Annotated in this window: 22 protein-coding genes; 16 read left to right on the top strand and 6 right to left on the bottom strand. The window is 52.6% G+C overall.

What is annotated here, in order from left to right; translation table 11 throughout:
• Positions 1 to 21 precede the first annotated feature (21 nt).
• Positions 22 to 1,641 carry a sigma-54-dependent Fis family transcriptional regulator gene (locus SH573x_RS18540; protein ID WP_479356765.1) on the bottom strand — a complete coding sequence of 540 codons (1,620 nt, stop codon included), beginning with the start codon at positions 1,639 to 1,641 and terminating at the stop codon, positions 22 to 24.
• Between the two features lie 229 nt (positions 1,642 to 1,870).
• Between SH573x_RS18540 and SH573x_RS18535 the strand changes: the two genes are divergently transcribed.
• From SH573x_RS18535 to SH573x_RS18495, 9 genes are all read left to right on the top strand, one after another.
• On the top strand, positions 1,871 to 2,362 hold the full coding sequence (locus SH573x_RS18535; RefSeq protein ID WP_479349183.1) for a nuclear transport factor 2 family protein: 492 nt from the start codon (positions 1,871 to 1,873) through the stop codon (positions 2,360 to 2,362).
• A 97-nt stretch (positions 2,363 to 2,459) separates the two neighbouring features.
• The gene (locus tag SH573x_RS18530; RefSeq protein ID WP_479356763.1) at positions 2,460 to 3,371 is read left to right on the top strand and encodes an alpha/beta fold hydrolase; all 912 of its coding nucleotides are present in this window, start codon (positions 2,460 to 2,462) and stop codon (positions 3,369 to 3,371) included.
• A gap of 58 nt (positions 3,372 to 3,429) precedes the next feature.
• Entirely contained in the window at positions 3,430 to 4,077 is a 648-nt protein-coding gene (locus tag SH573x_RS18525; RefSeq protein ID WP_479349182.1) for a pyridoxamine 5'-phosphate oxidase family protein, read from the top strand.
• Positions 4,078 to 4,087: 10 nt separating this feature from the next.
• Positions 4,088 to 4,735 carry a cysteine hydrolase family protein gene (locus tag SH573x_RS18520; protein WP_479349181.1) on the top strand — a complete coding sequence of 216 codons (648 nt, stop codon included), beginning with the start codon at positions 4,088 to 4,090 and terminating at the stop codon, positions 4,733 to 4,735.
• Positions 4,736 to 4,782: 47 nt separating this feature from the next.
• A complete protein-coding gene (locus SH573x_RS18515; protein ID WP_479349180.1) occupies positions 4,783 to 5,538 on the top strand; it encodes a glucose 1-dehydrogenase in 756 nt (251 codons plus the stop codon).
• A gap of 41 nt (positions 5,539 to 5,579) precedes the next feature.
• The gene (locus SH573x_RS18510; RefSeq protein WP_479349179.1) at positions 5,580 to 6,410 is read left to right on the top strand and encodes an alpha/beta fold hydrolase; all 831 of its coding nucleotides are present in this window, start codon (positions 5,580 to 5,582) and stop codon (positions 6,408 to 6,410) included.
• A 100-nt stretch (positions 6,411 to 6,510) separates the two neighbouring features.
• The gene (locus SH573x_RS18505; RefSeq protein WP_479356762.1) at positions 6,511 to 7,845 is read left to right on the top strand and encodes a dihydrolipoyl dehydrogenase family protein; all 1,335 of its coding nucleotides are present in this window, start codon (positions 6,511 to 6,513) and stop codon (positions 7,843 to 7,845) included.
• Positions 7,846 to 8,618: 773 nt separating this feature from the next.
• Entirely contained in the window at positions 8,619 to 9,107 is a 489-nt protein-coding gene (locus tag SH573x_RS18500; protein WP_479349178.1) for a DUF2924 domain-containing protein, read from the top strand.
• Positions 9,104 to 9,625 (top strand): recombinase family protein, encoded by a 522-nt coding sequence (locus SH573x_RS18495; protein WP_479349177.1) that lies wholly within the window; start codon positions 9,104 to 9,106, stop codon positions 9,623 to 9,625. The genes SH573x_RS18500 and SH573x_RS18495 overlap by 4 nt, the downstream gene beginning before the upstream one ends.
• A gap of 214 nt (positions 9,626 to 9,839) precedes the next feature.
• Here the strand turns inward: SH573x_RS18495 and SH573x_RS18490 are convergent, their stop codons facing one another.
• Positions 9,840 to 10,361 carry a helicase-related protein gene (locus SH573x_RS18490; RefSeq protein ID WP_479349176.1) on the bottom strand — a complete coding sequence of 174 codons (522 nt, stop codon included), beginning with the start codon at positions 10,359 to 10,361 and terminating at the stop codon, positions 9,840 to 9,842.
• Between SH573x_RS18490 and SH573x_RS18485 the strand changes: the two genes are divergently transcribed.
• The 3 genes from SH573x_RS18485 (at position 10,264) to SH573x_RS18475 (ending at position 12,308) form a co-directional block, all read left to right on the top strand.
• The gene (locus tag SH573x_RS18485) at positions 10,264 to 11,007 is read left to right on the top strand and encodes a hypothetical protein (RefSeq protein WP_479356867.1); all 744 of its coding nucleotides are present in this window, start codon (positions 10,264 to 10,266) and stop codon (positions 11,005 to 11,007) included. The genes SH573x_RS18490 and SH573x_RS18485 overlap by 98 nt on opposite strands.
• 385 nt (positions 11,008 to 11,392) lie before the next feature.
• Positions 11,393 to 11,968, top strand: a complete 576-nt coding sequence (locus tag SH573x_RS18480) for a hypothetical protein (RefSeq protein WP_479349174.1) — start codon at positions 11,393 to 11,395, stop codon at positions 11,966 to 11,968.
• The gene (locus tag SH573x_RS18475) at positions 11,937 to 12,308 is read left to right on the top strand and encodes a hypothetical protein (RefSeq protein WP_479349173.1); all 372 of its coding nucleotides are present in this window, start codon (positions 11,937 to 11,939) and stop codon (positions 12,306 to 12,308) included. Before SH573x_RS18480 ends, SH573x_RS18475 begins: the two co-directional genes overlap by 32 nt.
• On the opposite strand, the gene SH573x_RS18470 is transcribed toward SH573x_RS18475, so the two are convergent.
• The 4 genes from SH573x_RS18470 to SH573x_RS18455 all read right to left on the bottom strand — a co-directional run bounded on the left by SH573x_RS18470 (position 12,305) and on the right by SH573x_RS18455 (position 16,357).
• Positions 12,305 to 13,255 (bottom strand): carbon-nitrogen hydrolase family protein, encoded by a 951-nt coding sequence (locus SH573x_RS18470; protein ID WP_479356760.1) that lies wholly within the window; start codon positions 13,253 to 13,255, stop codon positions 12,305 to 12,307. The genes SH573x_RS18475 and SH573x_RS18470 overlap by 4 nt on opposite strands.
• Positions 13,256 to 13,448: 193 nt before the next feature.
• On the bottom strand, positions 13,449 to 15,182 hold the full coding sequence (locus SH573x_RS18465; RefSeq protein ID WP_479349172.1) for an alpha/beta hydrolase: 1,734 nt from the start codon (positions 15,180 to 15,182) through the stop codon (positions 13,449 to 13,451).
• Positions 15,183 to 15,376: 194 nt separating this feature from the next.
• Positions 15,377 to 15,961: a Fic family protein gene (locus SH573x_RS18460; RefSeq protein WP_479349171.1), complete on the bottom strand. Its 585-nt coding sequence runs from the start codon at positions 15,959 to 15,961 to the stop codon at positions 15,377 to 15,379.
• A 27-nt stretch (positions 15,962 to 15,988) separates the two neighbouring features.
• Entirely contained in the window at positions 15,989 to 16,357 is a 369-nt protein-coding gene (locus tag SH573x_RS18455; protein ID WP_479349170.1) for a helix-turn-helix domain-containing protein, read from the bottom strand.
• A gap of 482 nt (positions 16,358 to 16,839) precedes the next feature.
• Here SH573x_RS18455 and SH573x_RS18450 point away from each other — a divergent pair, with 482 nt between their 5' ends.
• The 4 genes from SH573x_RS18450 to SH573x_RS18435 all read left to right on the top strand — a co-directional run bounded on the left by SH573x_RS18450 (position 16,840) and on the right by SH573x_RS18435 (position 24,817).
• Complete coding sequence (locus SH573x_RS18450; RefSeq protein ID WP_479349169.1) at positions 16,840 to 17,442, top strand: RNA polymerase sigma factor; 603 nt, start codon at positions 16,840 to 16,842, stop codon at positions 17,440 to 17,442.
• Positions 17,439 to 22,043, top strand: coding sequence for a WD40 repeat domain-containing serine/threonine protein kinase (locus tag SH573x_RS18445; protein WP_479349167.1), 4,605 nt, complete (start codon positions 17,439 to 17,441; stop codon positions 22,041 to 22,043). The genes SH573x_RS18450 and SH573x_RS18445 overlap by 4 nt, the downstream gene beginning before the upstream one ends.
• Before the next feature lie 458 nt (positions 22,044 to 22,501).
• The gene (locus tag SH573x_RS18440; RefSeq protein WP_479349165.1) at positions 22,502 to 23,254 is read left to right on the top strand and encodes a sugar phosphate isomerase/epimerase family protein; all 753 of its coding nucleotides are present in this window, start codon (positions 22,502 to 22,504) and stop codon (positions 23,252 to 23,254) included.
• Between the two features lie 42 nt (positions 23,255 to 23,296).
• Positions 23,297 to 24,817, top strand: coding sequence for a TolB family protein (locus SH573x_RS18435; RefSeq protein WP_479349164.1), 1,521 nt, complete (start codon positions 23,297 to 23,299; stop codon positions 24,815 to 24,817).
• Positions 24,818 to 25,018 lie beyond the last annotated feature (201 nt).

The raw sequence follows: 25,018 nt of genomic DNA, 5'->3' as shown, positions 1-25,018 counted from the left end.
GAAATCGAATATCGACCTCAACTAAAACTCACTTCGGGGGTTTCTGATTCCAAGGGATTTTATGCGTGACGAAAGTGTTGTGGGTTTAATTCCAAGGAGTTCGGCAGCGCCTCCAGCGCCGGCGACTTTTCCATCTGTAATCCTGAGTGCTGCTCTGATGTTGTCAGCTTCAATTTGTCGGATCTGCGCGTCGGTTCGCACCATCTCATCGCCGGCGGGGTTTGCCTCTGTATGCTTTTGCGACTTCATCGTTGAAGGTAGTTCAATGATCAACCGGCCCTTCGGTGAAGTGATCACGGCTCGTTCAACAACGTGCTGGAGTTCGCGCACATTTCCTGGCCAATCGTATTGCTGAAGGCGTTGCACCGCAGCCAGGGTCAGCGTTGGTTTGGAACGCCCGACCCTTCGAGAGGTAGTTTCGAGAAAGCCTTCGACCAAGAGCGGAATATCATCTTTGCGATTCCGTAATGGAGGCACTTCGATAGGAAATACGCTGAGCCGGTAATAGAGGTCTTGGCGGAATCGGCCAGCTTCGGCTTCTTTGCGTAGATCGCGGTTTGTGGCGGCCACAATACGCGTGTTAACGCGCCGAGTCCGTTCTTCTCCGACGCGTTCCAGTTCCCCTTCCTGTAGCACTCTCAGTAGCTTCGCCTGCAGTTCCAACGGGATTTCACCAATCTCATCGAGAAAGAGCGTTCCGCCTTCCGCCATTTCAAAGCGACCCACTCTGTCTCGAAACGCACCTGTGAACGCTCCCTTGGCGTGACCGAAGAATTCGCTCTCATAAAGTTCGCGATGAACAGCCGCGCAGTTGACTTTGATAAGCGGACGATTGGAACGTCTGCTTCGAAGGTGGATTTCACGCGCAACTAGTTCTTTGCCAGTGCCGCTTTCGCCCAAAATCAACACCGCCGAGTCAGTGGGTGCTACGAGATCGATTTGTCGTGTCACGGCTTCTAAGGCAGCACTTTGACCGATCAGTTCACCAAAAGCCGCGGCACCTACCGCCTCCTCGCGTAGAAACTCATTTTCTAATTCCAATCGTTTTCGTAGTGTTTCAATCTCGGAGAACGCACGCGCCGTTGCGATGGCGGCCGCCGCATGATCCGCAATCATGCGCAACCAGCCCATGTCCTCGTCGGCCATCGGTTGACGAGCAAAGACAGCGAATACCCCGAGCACTTCTCCTTGGTGAATCATGGGCTGCCCGGCAAAACCACGAATTCCCTCAGCCTGAATCCAATCTGGCGACGCGACCCAATCTGGCAGCGGCTCCGTGAGTACCGGCTCTTCCAGTGGCTGCCCACTCAGCGCGATCCGCCCAACTTTCCGTACGCCAAACGGCATCCTGCGGAACGTACCTTCCGTACTCGTCCAAATTGCGCCGGTTGGCAGGATAGACCTACCGCTGCTGGCAACCAGCTCAAGGCACTGCGTCTGGGTGCCACAGACCTCGCCTTGCGGACAGCCCGAGCAACTTGACGTCGGTTGAGCAAGCCAAATGCGTACGAGAGCAACACGCCGTGTTTGGCTGAGACGCGTCACTATTAAATCGAGCAGGCCTGGCACGGAGCGTTCGAGCGCCAGGTCTAGCAATAACCGCTTAGGATCAGTCAACAGTGGTTCGGTCGTCGGGTACATGGAGATCATCTTACGATATTTCGTATTCAGAATACGAAATATCGTGGATTAACGAATTCTCATGACACTGCACACAACAAGCGAGACTACCTAACTCCTTACACAAAAGCAGTTTGCGCTTTTTTTCATGCTTCGGTATGCAAAGTGTATTGGTCATCGTCGTTGAGTTAGCCGTGATGCTCAGCACACGCCTCAACTATCCCCATTCTGCCCGTTGAAGGAGCGTTCGATGACATCCCCGACTGCCTTTTCATCTTCCCAGACAGCGATCGCGCCGCCATTCACCCTAGTGACTGCGTTGCGCAAAGTTCGTCTTGCAGAAGATGCTTGGAATTCCCGCGATCCGAAGCGGGTCGCCTCGGCCTACAGCGAAAATTCCGTGTGGCGTAACCGCAATGAGTTCATCACGGGCCGTGATACCATTCGTCGGTTCTTGGCCTCCAAGTGGGATCGTGAACTCGATTACCGTTTGGTCAAAGAACTATGGTCGTTCACCGAAGATCGCATCGCAGTGCGGTTCCAGTACGAATGGCACGATGCTGTCGGTCAATGGCATCGAAGCTATGGAAACGAACTGTGGGAGTTCGACGAGTTGGGCCTGATGCGTCGGCGTGAAGCCAGCATCAACGACTTGGCCATTCCCGAGACCGATCGCAAGTTCTTCTGGCCAGCTCCCGGCGCACGACCGGAAGACCACGCTGGCATTCCCGATATTCGCTAATCCACTATCCCGTTTCGATTACCCGTTTTCCCGGAGATTTGACATGACCATTTCGACGAATCGACCATTTGCCTTGGGACTACTGACCTTGGTCGCGATGCTGTTTCCTTGGCACTCCACTTGGGCAGAACAACCAGTCAATGTGTATCACAAGACGATTAAGGTCGGAGACCTCGACATCTTCTATCGCGAAGCCGGACCTAAGGACGCGCCAGCGATCCTGCTGCTCCACGGCTTTCCGACCAGTTCCCAGATGTTCCGCAATCTGATTCCGGCGTTGGGAGACAAGTATCGCGTCATCGCTCCCGACTATCCCGGCTACGGCCACAGTTCCATGCCGCCGAGAGACAAATTTACATACACATTTGACAACTTGGCAAAGGTAATTGATGAGTTCACCGAAAAGGTCGAACTCAAAAAATATGCTCTCTACGTGCAGGACTACGGTGCACCTGTCGGCTATCGGCTGGCATCAGCTCATCCGGATCGTATCACTGCGATCGTTGTTCAAAATGGCAATGCGTATGACGAAGGACTCGACAATGAGTTCTGGGAGCCGATCAAAGCATATTGGAAAGAACCGAGCAGCCAAGATAAACGCGATGCCATTCGCAATTTAGTAACCTACGACGCGACGAAATGGCAGTACACTCACGGCGTGAAAAACCCGGAACTCATTAGTCCGGACGGAGCCGTGCACGATCAGTTTCTCCTCGACCGAGCAGGCAATGACGAGATTCAACTCGATCTGTTCTTGAGCTACGGTAGCAATCCGCCACTCTATCCACAGTGGCAGGCATACTTCCGAAAACATCAGCCACCGATGCTGATCGCTTGGGGCAAGAACGACAAGATATTCCCCGCAGACGGCGCAGAGCCCTACAAGCGAGATCTAAAGACCCTCGAATTTCACCTCTTGGACGCGGGCCACTTCGCGCTGGAGTCGAACGGCGCGGAGATCGCTGGCCTGATGCGAGAATTCCTTGGCAAGCACGTGCCGAACAAATAGGTCGATCAGCCGAGCCCACAACCAGTCCTGCAACGCCAAGCCGCGAACGGAAGTAACGATGTCTGAAAGCAATATGACGAACGGCCGCGAGTACCCAAGTGACGTTGCCTTCACCCCAGCAGTGAAGGCGATCCAGGGGCAGAAGGGATCACGGCCAAGCTATGCGCGCATGGAGCGCGGCGGAGGTTGGCAGACGACGATCACGCCAGAGCTTACCGAGTTTCTGGCTGACTTGGACATGTTTTATCTCGGGACCACCAACAGCGAAGGGCAGCCCTATATTCAATATCGCGGAGGTTCACCTGGATTTCTCAAGGTGCTCGACGAACACAAATTGGGATTCGCCGATTTCGGCGGTAATCGGCAATACATCACTCTCGGTAATCTTTCGGAAAACAACAAAGCGTTCATCTTCCTGATGGACTATGCCAACAGTCAACGGATCAAACTGTGGGGCACGGCCAGGGTCTTAGAGAATGATGCCGGTTTGCTTGACCGTCTCCGCGATCCCACGTACCCCGGCAAAGTCGAGCGGGCAATCGTGTTCACGGTCGAAGCGTGGGATGTGAATTGCCAACAACATATCCATCCGAGGTTTTCGCAACGACAGATTGCCCCAGTTGTTGAGAAACTTCAGGCTCGCATCGCGGAACTGGAGTCCGAAGTCAAGCTTTTACGACTGAATTCGTCTCAAACCAATCTATAAGGAAAGCAGTATGCAATTCCACAAACATGACACCGCACTTGTAATCATCGACCCACAGAACGATGTGCTTAGCGAGAACGGTATCTCCTGGGAGCTGGTGGGCGAAAGCATCAAGGAAAATAACACCATCGAGAATCTCGGCCTCCTCTTTGAAGCGGCCAAGGAGCGAGACTTCGGTGTGTTCATATCACCTCATTATCTCTACCCACATGATCAGGCGTGGCAGTTCGGCAGCATTGTCGAGCACATGATGCTGGACAGCAAAGAGTTCTACCGACCCGACCCACTCGGCCGAGAAGGGTTCTACGGTTCCGGGGCAGACTGGCTAGATCGGTACAAACCCTACATAGAGGATGGCAAGGCGGTCATTGTCAGCCCTCACAAGATTTGGGGCCCACAGACCAACGATCTGGTGCTTCAACTTCGCAAACGTGGTTTCCACAAAGTCATCCTCGCAGGGATGCTTGCGAACCTATGCGTTGAAAGCCACTTGCGGGAACTTATCGAACAAGGCTTTGAGGTCGCGGTAGTGGCCGACGCCACCGCAGGACCTCGGCACCCTGAAATCGGCGATGGCTATAAGGCTGCAGTTATCAACTACCGCTTCATTGCCAATGTAGTTCTCACGACTGCAGACGCCGTGAACAAGATCCAATAAGACGTTTGACTTAATTTAATTATTTGAGATACCCAGGAGAATCAATTATGGCTGAGAAGCTTGCTGGAAAGATCGCCCTTATTACTGGTGGAAGTTCCGGATTGGGTTTGGCGACTGCCAAGCGATTTATTGCGGAAGGGGCGCAAGTCGTGGTCACGGGCCGGCGACAGTCCGAATTGGACATGGCAGTGAATGAACTTGGTAGCAGCGCCCTGGGAATACGAAGCGATGTGTCGATTCTGGCTGATCTTGACCGCCTTTATGAAATGGTCCGGGAACGATTCGGAAAGCTCGACATTGTCTTTGCCAACGCGGGTGGCGGCGCGTTTGTGCGACTTAGCGAAATTACAGAAGAGCATTTCGACAAGTACTTCGACATCAATGTCAAAGGAACTCTGTTCACGGTACAGAAGGCTTTACCACTTATGTCTGCAGGAGGCACGATCATTCTCAACGGGTCGATGGTGACGATTAAGGGCCTTCCCGGGTTCAGTGTCTACGCGGCCACAAAAGCAGCGCTCCGGTCGTTTGTTAGGACCTGGGCCGTGGACCTAATCGGCAAAGACATTCGTGTGAACATCGTCAGTCCTGGTACGGTAATCACGCCCGCGTACAAGAACGAACTTGGAATGACTGACGAGCAGATCAAAGCTTTTGAGACTGATGCGGCAACGAAGACCCCACTTGGGCGGTCGGGCACACCTGACGAAATCGCAAAAGCAGTCGTGTTTCTCGCTTCCGACGATAGTAGCTATATCACAGGAACAGAGCTATTTGTCGATGGTGGTGCCGCACAGATTTGACCGATTCGGATTCAGCCAATTTCATAATACAGGAGCCTATAATGAGCAATATTACCACCCCCGACGGCACACAGATTTACTATAAGGACTGGGGGCCGAGGAACGCGCAGCCGATTGTTTTCCATCATGGCTGGCCGCTGAGTGCTGACGACTGGGATACGCAGATGCTGTTCTTTCTCGGCCATGGTTATCGCGTTGTCGCCTTTGACCGGCGCGGGCATGGCCGTTCGAGCCAGGTTGCTGATGGTCATGACATGGACCACTACGCCGCTGACGCCGCCACCCTCGTAGAACATCTCGATCTACGCAACTCGATCCACATTGGTCACTCGACTGGTGGCGGTGTGGCAACACGCTACGTCGCTCGCCACGGTGCGGAGCGCGTGGCGAAGTTGGTGCTGATCGGCGCTGTGCCGCCGATCATGTTGCAGACGCCAGACAATCCTGGTGGCTTGCCGATAGAAGTGTTCGATGGATTCCGGCAGCAACTTGCAGCCAACCGCTCTGAGTTCTACCTCAACGTCGCGAGCGGCCCGTTCTATGGCTACAACCGTCCGAATGCAATTGCATCGCAGGCAGTCATTCAAAACTGGTGGAGACAGGGAATGATGGGAGGTGCAAAGGCCCACTACGATGGCATCCGGGCATTCTCCGAAACTAACTTCACCGAGGACCTGCAACGAATTGAAGTTTCGACGCTTGTTATGCATGGCGACGATGACCAAATCGTACCCATCGCAGACTCTGCACTTCTTTCCGTCACACTTCTTAAGAACGGAGCCCTGAAAGTTTATGAGGGGTTCCCGCACGGCATGTGCACGACGCACGCCGATGTGATCAACGCCGACTTGCTGTCGTTCATTCAAGCCTAGCTTCTCGGTTTCCTGTTTCCTCAACCCATCCGAGTTCGCTATGTCAAACCCCGAAGAGTTCGACCTCGTTATCCTGGGCAGTGGGGAAGCGGGAAAGTAAATTGCCTGGACATTCGCTTCAAAAGGGAAGCGAGTCGCCGTTGTTGAGCGTAAGTACATTGGCGGGTCATGCCCGAATGTTGCTTGTTTGCCCAGTAAGAGTTTCATCCATTCGGCTAAGATCGCGTCGTATTGTCGGCATGGGACTGAATTTGGCGTGGCTGAGTTCGTGGGTCCGGTCGAGATGACGGCCGTCCGCGACCGCAAACGGAAGATGGTCGACGACCTGGTCGCAGACCACCTTGAAAAATACCGAGCAAGTGGAGCGGAGTTGGTGCTCGGCAACGGCGTCTTCGTCGCACCAAAAACCATCGAAGTGGAAATCGATGGCGGTGAAACCCGAACGCTCCGGGGCGAGAACGTTGTCGTCTGTACCGGTTCCCGGGCGAGAATCGACAACACGCCTGGCCTCAAGGAAAGCAAGCCACTAACCCACATCGAAGCGCTCGATCTGGACCATGCTCCCGCGCATCTCATCGTTTTAGGTGGTGGCTATATTGGACTTGAATTGGCACAGGCCTATCGCCGACTGGGCAGCCGTGTGACTGTGGTTGAGCGGAACGAGAAGTTGATCCACCGCGAAGATCCCGATGTCACGACAGCGATCGGCGAACTCTTTCACGACGAGGGAGTCGAAGTATTTACCGGCACGAAGATTTCGCGCATTGACGGCGAGACAGCCAAATCCGTCCGGCTCCACGCGACGGCCGGAGGGCAATCAATTCTGATTGAAGGATCGCACCTGTTAGTCGCCGCAGGACGTACACCTAATACCGATGGCATTGGGCTGGCGCAGGCAGCAATCGAAGTCGATGCTCGTGGTCATGTGAAAGTTAATGAACGGCTGCAGACGACCGCTCCAGGTGTTTGGGCCGTGGGAGATTGTGCTGGCAGCCCGTATTTCACACATGCTGCCTACGACGACTTTCGAGTTGTCAGAGACAACATCGAAGGCGGAAACCGCGTCACCACCGGTCGACAGGTGCCATTCTGCTTGTTCACTGATCCTGAGTTGGCCCGCATCGGACTCAACGAGCGGGAGGCCAAGCAGCAATGCATCTCCTACCGACTCGTAAAAATCCCGATGCGAAAGGTGCCGCGAACACGCACGCTAGCTGAGACTCGCGGATTCTTGAAAGCGCTCATCGCTGCCAATGACCAAATCCTCGGATTCACGGCCTTCGGCGTGGGGGCCGGGGAAATAATGTCTGTTGTGCAGTTAGCAATGTTGGCCGGGATCCCTTACATAGAACTCCGGGACGCAATTCTCACGCACCCGACAATCGCTGAAGGTTTGACAATGCTCTTTTCGACAGAGCCTAGCTGGTGCTCCTAAGCATTGAAGCATGTGTCATTGAACTAATCGAGGTACCCAGTGATTTCGAGGGCTGCGAAGCTTTTATTCAGTAACTGCAACCGCTTTCTCGCCACGTTGATTTTCCGCTGTTGATCGCCTTATTTGGGTTGCCGATGGTCGCAAATTCTTAGTGGGTAATGAGACGCGGTTCGGCCGTTTTGCATAGATAGATCTGGGAGGGATGCCACTTCGGTTCCCTCGAAGGTCTAGCTATGGAGACGGAACCATCGACCCTTTTTCTTTCGATACTCTTCCTAACGATGGCGAAAGGCCGGCCGATCCGGCGTCGGTTCGCTTTCGATCCATCGCGGAGATCCTACTTCGCGGTATCCAACGCTGTGTCGCTGCAGACCGCGAATTCGATGACGAATCAAGCGAGAACTCGGCGCAGGACGAACCTGTTTTGGGCAATCTCGGAGACTCTTTACCCGAGCCGCTTGATTTCGTTTCGGACAAAGCCCTCTCTGTGTCTCGCGTCTCCAAAACGCTGGGTTTTGGCGACGCCCAAGACATCCAAAACGGAGGTAATTCGTGAGCAACGAAGCAAGACACAGAGACATCGCAGCACTGTTGGCCAGAGGTGTGATTCGGGTCAAAAGGAGCCCATTGGCAGCCAAAGCGATTGAATCCCACATGCCCGAAAGCAAGGCGTATTCCGATGGGCAGCCCTCAGAGGGCGACCGCATGCTAGTGGAAGACCAACGTCACGGCCAAGTGGATTCAGTGGAGCCTATACAGCAAGGAGGTGATCAATGAGCCCCAACGTATTACTCAAGATCGCCGAACTGCAGGACAAAACGGTTAGCCAATTGGTCCATCGCTACGAACAGGTCTTCGAAGAAGAATGCCGGAGCCGCAATAAGCAGTACTTGATTCGTCGCATCGCTTGGCGTCTTCAAGCCAACGAAGAAGGTGGGCTGTCCAGAGCCGCGTTGAAGAAGGCCGAGGAGTTGGCGATTGGCGCTGAGACGCGAGTGACGGCTCCAAGGAAGCACAGCACCGAGGGCGTCAAGTTGGTTCTTCCTGAGCCCAATTCGTTCGTGGATTGGGACCCGCGACTGCCGCCGCCAGGCAACATCGTCGAGCGGCAATACAAGGGCAAGATGATCCGCGTGATCGTCTTGCAGGAAGGCTTTGAGTACGAGGGCCGGCGCTACAAATCTCTGACGGCGATCGCCAAAGAAGTTAGCGGCTCGCACTGCAATGGATTTCTATTCTTTCGACTTGGGAGACGAGCATGAGTAACAAAACCCCACCGCGCCCAAAAACCATTCGTTGCGCGATCTACACTCGCAAGTCCACGGAAGAAGGACTCGATCAACAGTTCAACTCGCTCGACGCCCAACGCGAAGCAGCCGAAGCTTACATTCGCAGCCAGAAGTGTGAAGGCTGGGAGATCGTTTACGACCGTTACGACGACGGAGGCTTCTCAGGGGGCAACATCGAGCGGCCGGCACTCAAGCGACTCATGGAAGACAACCTCCATACATTCCACCGGAGAGTTCTGGAGGCGACGATGAAGGATCCTCAAGCGAAGACCCGGGCCCACGTCCACCATGGTGGCCCGAGGATTGGCCTTGGCCGCCACCACCGGATGAGCCTGTGGTTATTGAAGCTCCACCTCCGCTCCCCAACATCATCTGGCCGCGGCTCCCACCAGATCATCCGTATCATTTGCCGCCAGGTTATCACTATCCCGACAACCTGCCCGAAGGCCATCCGGGACACTATTACCCAGGGATGCCACCGTATCCAGTGATCGCTCCGTGAGGATTGCCTTAGATTCGTTCCTGAAGTTGAAGCGATCGAACTGTAAACGCGTGTTGGACTCCGGTCCAACTGCCGTATACTTGATACTCAACACCCGCGGGTCGCATTACCGGCTTGCGGGAGTTGTTGTCCAGCCTTGGAGTGCTCGTTGTCGTACCGAGCTACTGAAAGTAGTCGTACGAAATAGAGGTGCACTTACGAAACTAATTTTGGGGGGCAACCTGCTCTGACCAGACATGCAAATTGACTCGAAGCGCGTGGACCATAGAATCGGGGAGTGGAACAAATCGAAGTCCAGCCTCCTCCCCTTCGGCGTTGTCCTGATCGTCTGCTCCTTCAGATTCGTCTGCAGCAAGATCGCCACCGGTAAGAACCTCAAACGTCTGTGCACGCAATCGCAGTTCTTCGTACATTCGTTCATCGTAGGTTCCCGCTAAATATGGGACCCCGATTTCCAAGAACGAATTCGACTCTTCGCCTGAACGATCTCGCTCCCGAAACGTTTTACTTCCTATTCGATCGGTTCTCCCAGTTCTCTGCTCCATGACGGCTGGATTCCAAGCTAGGTCAAAATGAATTACATGTCTGCAGTGTCGATGCAGATCGATTCCTTCCTGCCCCACAGACGTGCAAATCAAAATCTCTGGTAACAGTGGTGTGTTGAAGCCTGAAAAAATTCGTTCACGAGTTACTTTATCCTTACTACCATGTACGCCGGATGCCATGTTGCTCCAGTCTAGAAACCTAAACCATGTACAGACTGGCATTATTACCGATTGTATTGAGGGGTTGAGTGCGCATCCTGATTACCAACACCCCGACGTGAAGACAGTCTTCAATACGACTCTTTGGTGGCTCGTTCAGTTTGTTGCGTCTCGCTTGGATATGACAAAGAAGGATGCACCTGAGTTGAAGTACCTCTTTAGACGCGATGATGGATCACGGCCCACAGAGGACTTTCTTCACCGTGACTTTATGACTTTATTTCGCCCATTTGCAGTGGGAGCACAAATAGAGGTACCAAACATTGGTGGAGGACGGGCAGATGTTATGCTTCAGTACAACGCAGAAAAAATTGTGGTTGAGGTTAAGCGGGAAGAGCGCGATTGCTCGTTCGAAGCCATTGAAGAACGGTACACGAAACAGGCTTTTCAGTACCAGAATACAGCGTCTCGGATGGGGTTCCTGCTCGTGCTCGATCAGACGGATCACGGCGGCCAAGCGCTGCATCTTGCGGAGTCCATCCGTCCGATGAAGTTAACGCCAAAGGGCGAAACCGAGCCGCGATACGTTGTGGTTTGCCGGATCTCGGGCGATCGCTACACGCCAAGCGAACTTTCAAAACCTAAGAAGAAAGGCAGAAGCACGTGAGTCACGACCAAGCCACTCGCGGGATCTCGGAGACTCTCCGACGCCATTCCCGCAGGTTATTCGCTAAAACAGTCAAAGAGCCATAACCCGGACGAGAGAAAACGGGCGAGTTTCGCGAGGTGTCGGTTCCACTCAACTTATGTGGCATAGGCCACTAGCCTGTGGTGTGGCATAGGCTTCTAGCCTGTGAAGCCACGAAAACCGAAAGCCGACGTTTAGCACACCAGCCGAACGCCGGCTTTTTTCTTATCCCCGTAGGTCGGGGTCTCCAGGCCCGTCCGATTCCTGGGCCTGCAAACATGCATGCCGTAGGTTTGCCGACGCTGCCCATCGCGTGAATCTGCATTACGTCGCTGAGCTCAAGAAAGTCGACGTCTGCCATCTATTGAGCCAGCCTGCGCAAGTCGTCTTCGAACTTCGCGTTGATCTTTTGGAGACTCGCTTCGATTTTCTTTTGACGTGTTTTATCACGGCATGGAGTAACAAGGAGCTGGTCGCCATTCGTGCTTATTTCGAGCGGGGTATCAGCGGAAATCTGGAGCATATCCAGGATTGGCTTGTCTATCACGAGAGCCAAGCTGTTCCCGTGTTTGATCAACATTTTTTGCATCGTTTCGTCCCCTTTTGTATGGTGTCACAACGTTTATACCGCGATTCGGGGGAAGTCAAGCTGAGCCTAAATCCGCATGCAATCCCAACAGCCGTTCTCGAACAAATACACATACTCGTTGCCGCAGTTCCTCGCGAACTCGTGGAGAGCTGCACGCGTCGGCATAACAGCCGTGCGATTGCCGCCACTCTCAGCCAATCTGTTTTCAACTTAACTCGTAACGGAGTATTTACGATGCTCGGATTCGTTGGAATGGCGTTTTTGGGAATGGTGTTTTGGCAGGCAACGGAACCGCCTGACATCAGCGGTAATTGGACCAGTGATCAATGGGGAACAGTGGTCGCGTGTTGAACATCGCTTCAATGGCACCGGCATCGAATTGCTTGAAGGCGATCTCACACCAGCCGACCTCGCGCTGCTGATCTGGTTGAACGATCCGGACCAGTTGCGTCGCGCCAACTGTGAGCGCATCGTGCTTCGTTTTCAGTCGTTCTATTGCTTCATGAATCGCACGCTCGAAGCGCCGTTATTTGAAATGCCGGCTGACGTCGTGCTGAAGCGAATTGAAGAACGCACCAATCAGTTCATCCGTAATCGCCAGCGAGGTGTTCTACTGAAGAGCCAACGAGCAAATGACGTAGTTCTCAAACCACTCAACGCGATCGTCGGCCAGCAAGTTCCTGCGGTCTAGTCTTGGGCTTTTACACCGCGGGCTTCGTCCTGCGTTCGACGTGCGCGGGCTTGTTGTTTTGATGCCTGATCAAGCAAGCCGAGCGATTCTGCCATCTGCCCAATTGTCGTAGCGGGATCATTGGACCAGAACACGCCTCGATCTTCAGATTCAGAATAACGGAAACCGACTCGATCGCCGAATTTATTTCGAAAGACTTCACCATTTCGAAGTTGTGAAGACCAAGGCAAAATCAGATAGCTCAGATCCAGCTCGTGAACCAATGTTTGTTGAGGCTCTCTAATTTGGGCCGCCACGAGTCCCGTTCCCGGCTCGAAGAACGATGCATTATGTCGGAAGGTTGATGAGACTACCCAGTATTCATGGATGGCAGCATACATGGCGGTTCGTGTCAACTGCGGCGACTGCGTTGGGTAAAGGACCAGCTCAACACCTTGATTGGCTAGGCTTCGCCAACCTTCCGGATACTCCACGTCATAACAGATCTGCAACCCAACGCGACCAAAGTCCAAATCGAACACGGCGAAATCGATTCCCGGCTTGACGCCGCCTTCAAATGTTACTGCACCGTCTGAACGGTGGTCGTCGGGAACAGGATGGACTTTGACGTAGCGCCCGATAAGTTCTCCATCTCTGCCGATTACCACCGCTTCATTGGTACAACCAGCCAGCGTAGGATGGTCGTTGAAGATTCCACCGAGTACCAAATAACACTTGTACTCTCGCGCAATATCGGCACAGGCAGGGAGCACATCGTTTTCCAAGGACACGGCCGCTTCGGCCGCAGAGCCTGGTTTGCCCGCAGTCATGGCGTATTCAGTAAAAAGAGCTAAATCATGCGAACGCCCAAACTTCTGCTTTGAGCTTTCGGTCATTTCGGCCACCAACTGCCGAATCTGCTGAATTCGCTGATCTAGTCCAGGATAGTCGCTGTACCAACGCGTCATGGTCGTTCCAACAATGACTTTTCGCGGATGCTTTTCGTGACGCGTTTCTGAACTCGGATTGAACGCTGTTGGGTCCTCGCCCAACACGCAGATGCTCGGTAAGACGAAGATCAAGAGCAAGGTCAAACACTGCTTCAAGGAGTGGTGTTTCATGATCGTCTGCACAACAAAGGAGCAAGTGGTCGAGGGGGAACTAAGGCTCTTCCGTTTTGGGACCGATGTAGGAAGTCGCGATGACCACATCATCATACCATTTTCGGTTGGCACGCTTCGGGCTTTGCTTGGCATGCAACCCGATACCTGCGTAATTTAGCTTCAATTCTTCGGTGTCTCGGAGATGAAGGTTTGGAAAATCCGCAGCCAGTTTGCCGTCGAACCAGAAAGCAATTCTGCCATTAGCTTTACCAGCCGTGTTCGCTTGAACCATGAGTTCATAACAGTGCCACTTACCCAGATCAGGTACTACATCAAGACGTGGAATAAACTCTGAGCCATACTCTGCTGGCTGAGAGGAAAGAGGTAAGACCAGGCCTGTTGGAAAGAAATGATCCCCATAGTCAGATCGCATCTTAGGATGATAGCAGTAAACATTTAAATGCCCAGGCGAAGCGGTTTCGGCTTCACCTCGCCAGTTCTCCAGTGCCACGGTAAACTTGTTCTTTCCATCGGCTCGTTGACCAGGAGTGGCAAAGGGGATAGTCGAAGCGATTGCTGACACGAAACCTCCGTTGTGGCTCGAGCCGATCTGGTCGAACCCTAACTCGAACTTGGAATAATACCTCAAGAACAATTGTGAATGTCCGTCGGTAAATCGCTTGACCAGTTCATTGCTCACTTCCTGCTCACTTTGAGGGACAGTGATCTCGAGCGATCGCTGGCCACCAAACACTCTGTCTTTCTCAGTGGTTAGGTCCAAGTTCGACCGATGATACACCATATCCCATTTTTCGCCGACAGAGCCTGTTTCAAAGTCTTCATGGAACAACACTCGGGAATCCTGGGCAATACCGCCATCTTTCACGTAGTTGGCGGCGATGCCGGTAAAATGCCGCGATAGCTGCCTAGGTTCTTCGCCAGTTTGTTGAGCTGATGAGCTGTGAGGCAGAATGTTGTGTCGCGCCAACCACTCCGCGCTACGTTGAGGCCAAGAACTGACCGGAAGTCCAGTCTGTTGCATCCCAAAGCCATGTTTGCCTTCTTCATAAAGATGCATTTCGACCGGAATGGATGCTTCTCGTAATGCGCTATACAGAGCCAGGCTTTGTTCAGGCGGCGCGCCGGGTTCGTCATCGTCGGTTGCATGCACAATGAAGATTGGACAAGTCTTGGGCGGAATCTTAATATAGTCGGCCAACTCTCTGGACTGCGGACTCTTCGTGATGTAGCCGGTGTAAGCAACGACTGCAAAGTTGGGTTGGCAACTGTGCTGGTCAATCGAATCAAAGGCTTCATACGCCCGCTGCTCGAAAGAAGTCGCTGTCATAACCGCCAAATGACCACCAGCAGAAAATCCGACGATACCAATTTTTTCAGGATCGATACCCCATGTTGCGGCGTGGTGTCGTACGAGACTTACAGTGCGCTGAGCGTCTAATAGCGGGCCAGGAGCCGGCAACCGCTCGGGTTCACCTTCGCGACGTGGTACTCGGTATTTGAGTACGATACCGGTCATACCGATCGAATTGGCCCAGGCGGCAATATCTTCGCCTTCTCGGTTCCAGGCTAAGTTCCAATAGCCTCCACCTGGGCAAATAATCAGAGCAGCACCACTGTTGCGCGCTGGGTCTGGGCGAAATACTGAGATTGTCGGCACTGAGACATTGGTGACCCAGATTGCATTTGGAGTGGGTGCATCCTCGGGCCTGCGTACTCTCTGTGGACCGATCGACCCATGGTCGCCCACGGTCGCTCCCGGCCAAACCTTCATTGTCAATGGTTGTGCGACTGCTAACGGTGCCACTACACATGGGATCAACAAAGTCCCAAATCGAATGAAATGTTTGAGAAAGCTCATTACAAGACACATTTTCGATTCCATGGTTTCACTCAATCGATGCAAGCACTTGATCTAAACTAATCGCAAACCCAATGAATGAACGGAATCTGAATCACTTTTCAAGGTTAAGCTATCGTAGCGAATTCCACGAACAGTGAATCCGCTTGCTTCATGGCTGCAATGTACTCACCGCGGATCGGACTTTCCGTATCACGGAGGTCGGTGGCAGGCCAGATAGTCACCGGTTGGTCGTGTTGCATCAGCCAGATGTTCGCTAAGAGTCTTGCCCACCGACCGTTTCCATCCTCAAATGGATGCACCCAAACCGCGCGATGATGAAACTCGGCAGCGGTTGCAATCACAAGTTCGCCGGTTTCGCTATGCCGCTTCTCTGATTCGATTGATATGACGCCGAGTTCAGCAGTGACAATGTTCGGACTCACGCCGATGTTCTTTTGAGTAGTCCTTATTTCTCCCGCCCAACTCCAAATCGATCCCAACATCTCCCGATGCAAGTCAAGAAGCCAACCGAAGGTAAATGGCGCGAGTTTGTGGCTTGGTTTGCTCAACAAGTACTTCTCGGTCACTCGCAGGATCGACTCGAACTCAGCTTCATTGAGTTGGCGACGCGTTTTGATGGTCTTGATTTTCAAACCCGACCCATCAAAGGGCGTATCGTCGTCTTTGCCGGCTGAACCGAATGGATTCACGGAAGGCTACCGCTGATGTTCAGTGAGTCAGGTAGCCCAGAGCTTTCGGCTGGATGATGCGATACGCGCCTTGGTGGCTTCCAGGTGCTCTTGGGCAGAAGCTGCACAGACGGCTTGGGATTCTAAAGCTACATTCCCCTGTGTAAGCGCGATCAACCGCTTAGCCTTCTGAGTAGCGATGGTATCTTTGAATTCTTTGGCTGGTATCGCCAACAAATCCATCTTCATTCCGAGTGCGGAAAGAACGGCTTGTAGATTGGAAACGGAGTAATGCTCATCCTTCCCTCCGAGAATGCGAATCACAGTTGCCCGTGATACGCCACTGCGGCGAGCAAGATCGGAAATCGACATCTCGAGTTCGTTAATGCGGTTTTGTAGAAGGGTAGAAAGCGACATGGGTCAACAATCGAATGGACTTCAAGCGAGAGACCGAAAGAACGAACCACAATGATATTGTTGCATATGTGAAACAAAAAGCAAGTGAAACCCTCCGGAAAGACTCGGGGTTTGCAGTTCGTAAGGTCTTGAAAGTAAAGGACTTACGTATTTATGAAACGAAAACAAGTGAAACTTGCCGAGAGGAATCGCGGGCGACGATGCGTAAGCGATTTCGGGTGCAGGACTTACGGCGTATTGCCTGTCTCGCGAGCGGTTTGAAATGAGTTCAGTTCGCTCAACTTCTCTCTTTTCCAGTCTGGGCTAAGTTCAAAAATAATCCAGGTTCAAAAATAATTCAGCGGGACTGTAACAAAGAAGCGGTTGGTGTGGTTAACTCGTGGAGGATCGCGTGGTGGCTCATTTCGTGTCTTTGCGACTGTGTAATTTCCGTTTCTGGCTGAGTCTACTAAATAGCCAAACACTTCTGCCAGCGGAATCAGATGCAGTCCAGTCCTCCAGAAACTCGAGCTAGCTTAATTCTGCGATTGAAACACGCAGAAGATGTGGCGGCCTGGAACGATTTTGTCGCCATCTATGCGCCCGTCATTTTCCGAGTTGCAAGTCGTCATGGTTTTCAAACCGCCGATGCTGAGAACCTGATCCAGGAAGTTTTGCTTTCTATTTCTCGCGCCCTGCCGCAATGGCTGCAGCGCAAGGATCGAGGCAGCTTTCGCGCCTGGTTGCTCACGATTGCTCGCAACGAAGCGGTCGATATGCTAACGCGGCGAGCCACCAGGCCGCTTGGCAAAGATGGTCTTGAGGCCGAGCGGTTGCTGGCCGGAGTCCCAGACCACCGCGGTGATCTTTCCGCCCAGTTCGACCTCGAATACGAACAAGCCGTTTTCCAATGGGCTGCGGCGCAAGTTCGTGATTCGGTTTCGGATACCACCTGGCAGTCGTTTTGGCTGACTCATGTCGAAGGCCTGTCTGTCGATAGGGTCGCACAGCAATTGAACATGCGAACCGGCACAGTCTACGTCGCTCGAGGCCGTGTGATGAACCGCATTCAAGAACTCGTCAAACAGTTTGAGGACAAACAATGATTTTTCACGACAAACCAGATCACCAGCTTTGCGATGATGACAAGCTGATGGCCGTGTTGAATGATGGCGATCAAGCTGCTGAGCATCAGGAAGTCATTGAGCACATCGAGCAATGCCCTCGATGTCAGCAGCGTTTTGATGAGCTGGCGGCAGGCGCACAGGACTGGACCATGGCACGTCAGGCTCTTCTCAACGACGATCCCTGTTCCGAGAACCGAGTTGGTTCAGCTAAGTGGGATTATTCGCTGCGAAACGAAGGACCGGTGGCCTGGACCGAGTCGATGGCCAGCCAGTTGCTCTCGCCTGCATCGCACCCCGAAATGCTGGGCCGCATCGGTCGCTACGATGTCGAACGACTCATCGGCTCGGGCGGCATGGGAATTGTCTTCAAGGCGCATGATTCGGAATTGAATCGTCCGGTCGCGATCAAGATCCTGGCTCCCTATCTTTCCAGCAGTGGTCCGGCACGCCAGCGTTTCGCACGCGAAGCCCGCGCTGCGGCGGCCGTCGTTCACGAACATGTTGTTCCGATCTACAACGTCGAGTCCGAGCGAGAGATTCCGTTTCTGGTAATGCACTTCATTGCTGGAGAATCTCTTCAAGGGCGAATCGATCGCGAAGGTGCGCTGGAGTTGTGCGAGATACTGCGGATCGGAATGCAAGTGGCATCTGGGCTCTCAGCGGCTCATCAACAAGGTCTGGTTCATCGCGACATCAAGCCATCGAACATTTTAATGGAACAAGGAGTCGAGCGAGCGCTCATTACCGACTTTGGCCTGGCTCGCGCTGCCGATGATGCCAGTTTGACAAGAACCGGATTCCATCCCGGCACACCGCAATACATGTCGCCGGAACAAGCGGCTGGCGAACAGGTCGATGCCCGCAGCGATTTGTTTAGTCTCGGCAGCGTGCTCTACACGATGTGCACTGGCCGCCCGCCGTTTCGAGCCGAGACAAGTCTCGGTGTTCTGCGCCGCATCACCGATGTCGAGCCGCGGCCGATTCGTGAAATCAATCCCAACATTCCTGAGTGGCTTTGCTCGCTGATTGCTCGGCTGATGTCCAAATCGTCAGAAGATCGTTTCGCAAATGCGTTGGAAGTCGCTGATCTCCTTGGGCAGTGTCTGGCTCATGTGCAGCAACCAGCAGGCATGCCGTTACCTGAAGCTGTCGCGCCAATAGCACCCATAAAGTATCGCCGTCCTCCGATCGGCAGGTTCATTGCCGCTGCGGCCTTTGCTTTTGCGTTAGTATTCGCTGGCGTGTTTATAGTCCTGGAGTCGAACAAGGGAACTCTCACAATTCAAACTGAGGCAGACGATATTCGTGTCCGTATCACTCAGGGTGACGAAGTAATCGATGAGTTGCAGGTTACGAAATCTGGCCAGTCTGTACGTGTTGCAGCGGGCCAGTACAAAGTTGAAATTATTGGTGAGACCGATGAACTCATTGTCGAGAATGAGCAAGTGACGCTTCATCGATCCGGCAACGAAGTCGTCAGAATCGTCCGCAAGGCGAATTATCCATCCGAGAATCAAACAACGGCGAAGAACTTAAGTGCCGACGAGTGGCAGGGCAAGCTGCAGGGAAACTGGACTGTCGTGCAGCAGTACGTTGACAACGGCGTACCGAATCGCAATTCCTATTCTGCGACTGTACGTAGAAATCGCATGGAGTTAATTCCAGCTGACGGACAACATTCAATGATGTTTGATCTTGTCCTTGGGGAAGCTGGTCCGCCACAGCAAATTGACTTAAAGCCAGTAATGAGTGATCTAGAACGCCAGCAGTTGCTGCAGGGGTGGAGCGACATCGACGAACCGCCGCCAGAAGCGTTGGTGAATCCGATCTTCTATGGAATCATTGAGTTAGACAGCAACGCATTTCGTATATGCAACCATGTGGTCCCTTGTTCTCCTCGCCCAATTCAATTCACGGATAGTTCAGAGCGTGTGATCTGGAACTTCTCAAAATCTGAACTAGACGAATCTGCGGAAGTGCGAGGAACAGTTGGCTCAGAACAACCGACTAGTCGCAGCGAATGGAAAATAAAGCAGGTGTTTAACCCCGCGCATGATCAAATGGTCTGGTCAGTAGCGTTCAATCCCGATGGAACAACGATCGCGTCGGCGGGCGCGGACAAGAAGATAAAATTTTGGGACGTAGCCAGCGGTTCGCTGCGTTCAACCTTATTTCGACCTGTCAACTGTACCGATGTAGCATTCTCGCCAGACGGCACCTACCTGGCGATTGCTGGTGGGGATCATGGAGAAAATCCACCTGGTGAACTCGTACTCATTGAAGCGGCTAAGGGTGAAGACCGGTTTGCACTCAAAGAAGAGTTCGTACTCGAAAGTCATGAGAGTGCTCGGTATTCCAAGAGCGTTGCTTTCTCTCCGGATAGCAAGTGGCTTGCATCGGGCGGAAACGACAAACTAGTCAAGATTTGGAGTGTGGAGCAAAGGAACTTGCACATCGAATTGACAGGCCACACGGAACTGGTGAGTCAAGTTGCCTTTTCGCCCAACGGTAAGATTCTCGCCTCAGCGAGTTTCGACCACACCGTCAAACTCTGGAGCGTTCCAGATGGGAAGGCGATCGCAACACTGCGAGGGCATGATAAAGAAGTCCGAGGAGTCGCATTTTCACCGGACAGCAGCTTGCTTGTGTCTGTGAGCCACGACGGCACAGCGCGTCTTTGGAAAACTGGCTCTGGAGAACCACTGGGAGTAATGGATGGTCATGGCGGCCCAATGTTCTCAGTAGCATTCGCCCCAGATGGTCGGCATTTTGCAACTGGAAGTCGTGGTCGGTTGGGCGTAATGATCTGGGATATAAATACTCAGAAGAGCTCATCCCCGGTTGTGCTACCCCCGCAAGAAAGAGAAATCATGTCGCTAGCATTTTCGACCGATGGACGACTGCTCGCTATCGTAGGAAGTTGGAATGGGTTTCAGATTTGGAATCGAAATTCGGCAGCATCTGCGCCTCAAACAGTACTCGATCAACCGACCAAGTATTACCTGGCGCTGGAGCTTTATGAAAGGCACGAAGACTCTAATAAGCTCCTGGCCAACCCAACCATTGCGGTAGCTGAGGGAACGCCATTCACATACAACGCCGGCGGAATGATCAAAACGAGTGTGTCTGGATTAAGACTGAACGGCCATGTTGATTCGCTCGATGACAGCACAGTTCACGCTGCATTGCGAATTGGTTGCGGACCTGGAGAATCGGAAAAATTTGAAGTCAATGCCAAGATAAAACTTGATGAAACCAAAACTATACAACTCGATAAGGTCACTTGGCTCGATCTCCGCATCGAACCAGAACGGGCTGATACCACGCTCAAACTGTCGGCGATCAACTCTGAAAGCGTAGATGCGACAGTGGAACGAGCCACTCCTGCAAAGGAAGAAACGAAATACTACCCGGTCCAGGAAGCTTCTCCCGAGCAAGTTGACCTTTCCACACCTCAAGCCACCTTGGAATACATCGACCGGTTTGCGATTGTTCACCCAGTTGACGTTCCGGTCGAGTGCTACACCGACGAGGCGATCCTCGAATTGAGCGGCGTTATGCTGCAACAGCTACGCTACCAGTCCGTTCTGTCACAGCTTTACGCGCAAGTGGATGCCCAGATTCGATTGCAAACCAACGGAGTAAGCGATGCGAAAGACAGCGAGCCAATCATCCCAGGCGCCTTTCCATCATTTCATCTTCAAGTCGAAGCACTCGTCAATGAGCATTCGCTTGCGATGCCCCCTGAGGAGTGCAAGGAAGCATTCGAGTCGCTTTGTAAGTGGACGGTCGCTTCGCTCGACGGAAAAGAATCGCGGGTAATACCCGATCGAGAACTCTACAGACTGGCCGCAGGAATACTGAAATCCCCGAAAGAATTCTTGCCTGAAGCGGGCAAGCTAAGCCAATTTTTCCGAGACAGTTCAAGAGATGCAATTGCGCGCAGTACGGAAGCAATATCAAAGACGCAGTACGACATTTTGATTAACGGCACCGAAGCTACCGCAACCGCGATCAATGAGAGCAACAAGTTGGCCACTCCAATGAAATTCAAATTACGCCGCGTCAATCAGCGCTGGCTTGTGAGCGAAGCGTTCAGCGATGATATATTGACACAGTTAAACTTGAGTATGCCGCAGATGACTGGTGACGTGTCGGTGACCAATGCAGAAAGCGCGAGAGAGTCAGCCGCAACTTTGGCAGCAGAGAAGGGGAACGCTGGCATGCAACCGCCTGCAGACTACGATGCCATATCACGGCTTCGCTCAGGTCCAGTCAGGAATTACTCCGTATTCGTTGACACCACAGGGCAAGGTCAACCGCCGGCAATCGGGGACTATGCAGATATCTTTGTCAACATTCATGACGACGACCCAACGGATCCCGAAGTGCGTCCTCTGGTTCGCGGTGCCATGGTGACGAACACTAAGGACCCAGAACCAACCACCACTCGAAGCCGAAAAGTAGAGCTTGAGCTAGTGTTGACTCTAGCCGAAATCGATCGGATACGAAGTCATGAACATCGCGATGCTTTTACATTCGCCACAGTGGACGGTCCAGATCAAAAGATCAAGAAGTAGCAGTTGTAGATCAAATGAGTCCATCTGCTCGACGGGTTTGCCTATTTTTCATAACCTGTCTCTGTCGTAGTCGAGGAAGTCGATGTCACAAGCGCCTGTCGGTAAGATTACCAAACCCCGTGTTCCCTTTCCACAGTTCACGATTCGTGCTTGTTATTCGCACACGAGAAGCGATTGACGAACTGCCGCAAGCTCTGTCCGATCCGAAATAATCCCCCCTTCAACTCCTGTTATTCTCTTCAGAATTACATTCGATGAAACATCTGACGACTCGTAGAGCGATCTTAAAAGGTGCAGCACTGTTGCCCTTCGGTATTGCATGTGCAAGCACGCAATCCACTGTCGCGGCACAGGATAAACCCGAAACACCAACTCGTTCGGCAAAAATAAAATTGAGCGTAAACGCGTGGTCGTATTACATTCCGCTTTATCGGCATCAGAAGGGCGAAAGCGGTGGAATGAGCCTTTTCGAAATGCTGGATGAATGCGCTCGACTCGAAGTCGACGCGGTTGATCCGACTGGGTACTTTTTTCCTGGCTACCCCGAGGTGCCCTCAACAAAGTTCATTAACCAACTCAAGCGACATGCATTTGGGCTTGGACTCGAGTTCAGTGGTACTGGCATCCGCAACGACTTCGCGACACCCGATAAAGGGAAACGCCTGGCGGATGTCGAACTGGCAAAACGATGGATAGAATCCGCTGCTGAGATGGGTGCGCCTGTTTTGCGGGTCTTCGCCGGCACACAGCCCCAAGGCCACTCTTGGGAAGAAACAGCGAAGTGGATGTCAGAAGCACTCGCTTTGTGCGCAGTACACGGTGAGAAATTTGGCGTGATGGTTGGAGTACAGAACCACGGCGATATGCTCAAGAGCGCGGACGAAGTCCTAAAGCTCCTCGATATGGTGAAGTCAGAATGGTTGGGAACGATCGTGGACACGGGCTTCTTCTTAACCCCCGATCCATACGTCGACATCGCAAAAGTGATGCCCCATGCGGTAAACTGGCAAGTCAAAGAACTGCTCAGCAATCGACAAGGCCCCAAGATCGACATGGACAAGCTAGTGAGGATCATTCGCGAGTCCAACTACCGCGGCTATGTTCCCGTTGAAACGCTTCCAGTCGAAGGCAAGGAAGCCCAGTACGATGCGATCGCTCGAGTGGAAGAGCTTGTTACTGATCTGCGTATCGCAGTCAACAAGAATGCTTAAGCATTCAGCCATCTAATCACACTACAACGGTCAGGCACCAGAATGTTCTCATCAAAAATCAAACTTATCGGCACGATTGCTGCATTTTTTCTTGCTGTCCACCTTGGAACATTAGCGTTCGGTCAGACGATCAAAGGAATTGGCCAATTTGATTCGAGATCTGACGTCGGCGCGCCTTCGAATGCAGGAGAGTCAACCTACGACGCAGAGAAGCAGGAGTACCGTGTTACTGGCTCCGGCAAGAATATGTGGTTTGACAAAGATGAATTTCATTTTGTCTGGAAGCGGATCAAAGGCGATTTCATCCTGAGAACTCATGCGAACCTGGTCGGTGATGGTGTCGACCCACATCGCAAGCTGGGATGGATGGTACGGTCCACACTGGATACCAATTCAGCACACATCAACGCCGCCGTTCATGGAGATGGTTTGACTTCCTTGCAGTTCCGTCGAACGGCTGGTGCCAACACTGAGGAGCTAAAGTCAAGTCTCACAGGCGCAGACGTGATTCAACTTGAACGCAAGGGAAATCGATACATGATGTCCGTGGCCCGCTTCGGCGAGCACTTTCTGACAACCAGCCTCGATGATCATAAGCTGGGTGATGAAGTCTACGTTGGACTATTTGTGTGTTCTCACAATCCTAATGTAGTTGAAGAAGCCATCTTCAAAAACGTTCGCATCACGTTGCCAGCACCCGAAAACTTTGTTCCGTACCGCGACTTCATCGGCAGTCGGCTGGAAATATTGGACGTCGAGACTGGTAAACGCAGCGTTCTATTGGAAACGCCAAATAGAATTGAAGCCCCCAATTGGATGCCTGACGGAACTGACTTGATCTATAACGCAACCGGAAAACTCTATCGCTTTCCGCTCGACACCAAGCAACCGATTTTGATCGACACCGGATTCGCGGACAAGAACAACAACGATCACGTGCTTTCGTTCGATGGCAAAACAATTGGCATCAGCCATCACACAAAAGAAGAAGGCGGAGCATCGGTTGTGTACACGGTGCCCATTACCGGCGGCGTTCCAAAACGCGTCACCAGCAAATCACCATCCTACCTGCATGGCTGGTCACCAGATGGAAAGTCTTTGGTTTACACAGGCGAACGTGACGGAAAGTTCGACATCTATAGAATAGCTGCGACCGGAGGCGAGGAAACACGACTCACAACTGCCGAAGGCCTCGACGATGGATCCGAGTATAGCCCCGATGGAAACTTCATCTACTTCAATTCATCTCGAAGTGGCAAAATGAAGCTGTGGCGGATGAAATCGGATGGAACCGAACAAATGCAATTGACTCACGATGACTTGAACGATTGGTTTCCCCATATCTCACCAGATGGTAAACAGATCGCCTTCTTGTCCTTCTCGAACGAGATTGCCGCAGACGCCCATCCGTTCTACAAGCACGTGTATCTACGCATGATGCCGGTCGGTGGCGGACAACCGAGAATCATCGCCTACGTATACGGCGGTCAAGGAACGATCAACGTTCCATCGTGGTCTCCCGACGGCCGCTTTCTTGCGTTCGTTAGCAATACGCACAATTGATAAACAACTATTGCCAAAACGGGTTTTATCCGATCGCCAGCGGCAAGTCTCCCACTCCGTTTGGTGTACCTCACCAGGCGGACCAACGTTCCGACATCGCAAATTCGAATAAGCCGGTGTCTTGCAGCAACGCAAAACACCGGTTTTTTTGCATTTTCCTGCAAATTTCCGGCTCTCAAGCACTCTCCAGAGAGCAATTTC

This window comes from Rania fehmarnensis (genome assembly GCF_056494185.1).
The sequence above is the reverse complement of the archived record's forward strand: the minus strand, read 5'-3'. Positions and strand labels throughout refer to the sequence as shown.

Excerpts from the sequence above, each read along its gene's own strand:
- SH573x_RS18490 (WP_479349176.1), bottom strand. The coding sequence starts at position 10,361 with ATGGCATCCGGCGTACATGGTAGTAAGGATAAAGTAACTCGTGAACGA.
- SH573x_RS18500 (WP_479349178.1), top strand. The coding sequence starts at position 8,619 with ATGAGCCCCAACGTATTACTCAAGATCGCCGAACTGCAGGACAAAACG.
- SH573x_RS18465 (WP_479349172.1), bottom strand. The coding sequence starts at position 15,182 with ATGAAGGTTTGGCCGGGAGCGACCGTGGGCGACCATGGGTCGATCGGT.
- SH573x_RS18455 (WP_479349170.1), bottom strand. The coding sequence starts at position 16,357 with ATGTCGCTTTCTACCCTTCTACAAAACCGCATTAACGAACTCGAGATG.
- SH573x_RS18530 (WP_479356763.1), top strand. The coding sequence starts at position 2,460 with ATGCTGTTTCCTTGGCACTCCACTTGGGCAGAACAACCAGTCAATGTG.
- SH573x_RS18495 (WP_479349177.1), top strand. The coding sequence starts at position 9,104 with ATGAGTAACAAAACCCCACCGCGCCCAAAAACCATTCGTTGCGCGATC.
- SH573x_RS18515 (WP_479349180.1), top strand. The coding sequence starts at position 4,783 with ATGGCTGAGAAGCTTGCTGGAAAGATCGCCCTTATTACTGGTGGAAGT.
- SH573x_RS18470 (WP_479356760.1), bottom strand. The coding sequence starts at position 13,255 with ATGACGCGTTGGTACAGCGACTATCCTGGACTAGATCAGCGAATTCAG.
- SH573x_RS18520 (WP_479349181.1), top strand. The coding sequence starts at position 4,088 with ATGCAATTCCACAAACATGACACCGCACTTGTAATCATCGACCCACAG.
- SH573x_RS18535 (WP_479349183.1), top strand. The coding sequence starts at position 1,871 with ATGACATCCCCGACTGCCTTTTCATCTTCCCAGACAGCGATCGCGCCG.
- SH573x_RS18435 (WP_479349164.1), top strand. The coding sequence starts at position 23,297 with ATGTTCTCATCAAAAATCAAACTTATCGGCACGATTGCTGCATTTTTT.
- SH573x_RS18450 (WP_479349169.1), top strand. The coding sequence starts at position 16,840 with ATGCAGTCCAGTCCTCCAGAAACTCGAGCTAGCTTAATTCTGCGATTG.
- SH573x_RS18510 (WP_479349179.1), top strand. The coding sequence starts at position 5,580 with ATGAGCAATATTACCACCCCCGACGGCACACAGATTTACTATAAGGAC.
- SH573x_RS18445 (WP_479349167.1), top strand. The coding sequence starts at position 17,439 with ATGATTTTTCACGACAAACCAGATCACCAGCTTTGCGATGATGACAAG.
- SH573x_RS18525 (WP_479349182.1), top strand. The coding sequence starts at position 3,430 with ATGTCTGAAAGCAATATGACGAACGGCCGCGAGTACCCAAGTGACGTT.
- SH573x_RS18440 (WP_479349165.1), top strand. The coding sequence starts at position 22,502 with ATGAGCCTTTTCGAAATGCTGGATGAATGCGCTCGACTCGAAGTCGAC.
- SH573x_RS18540 (WP_479356765.1), bottom strand. The coding sequence starts at position 1,641 with ATGTACCCGACGACCGAACCACTGTTGACTGATCCTAAGCGGTTATTG.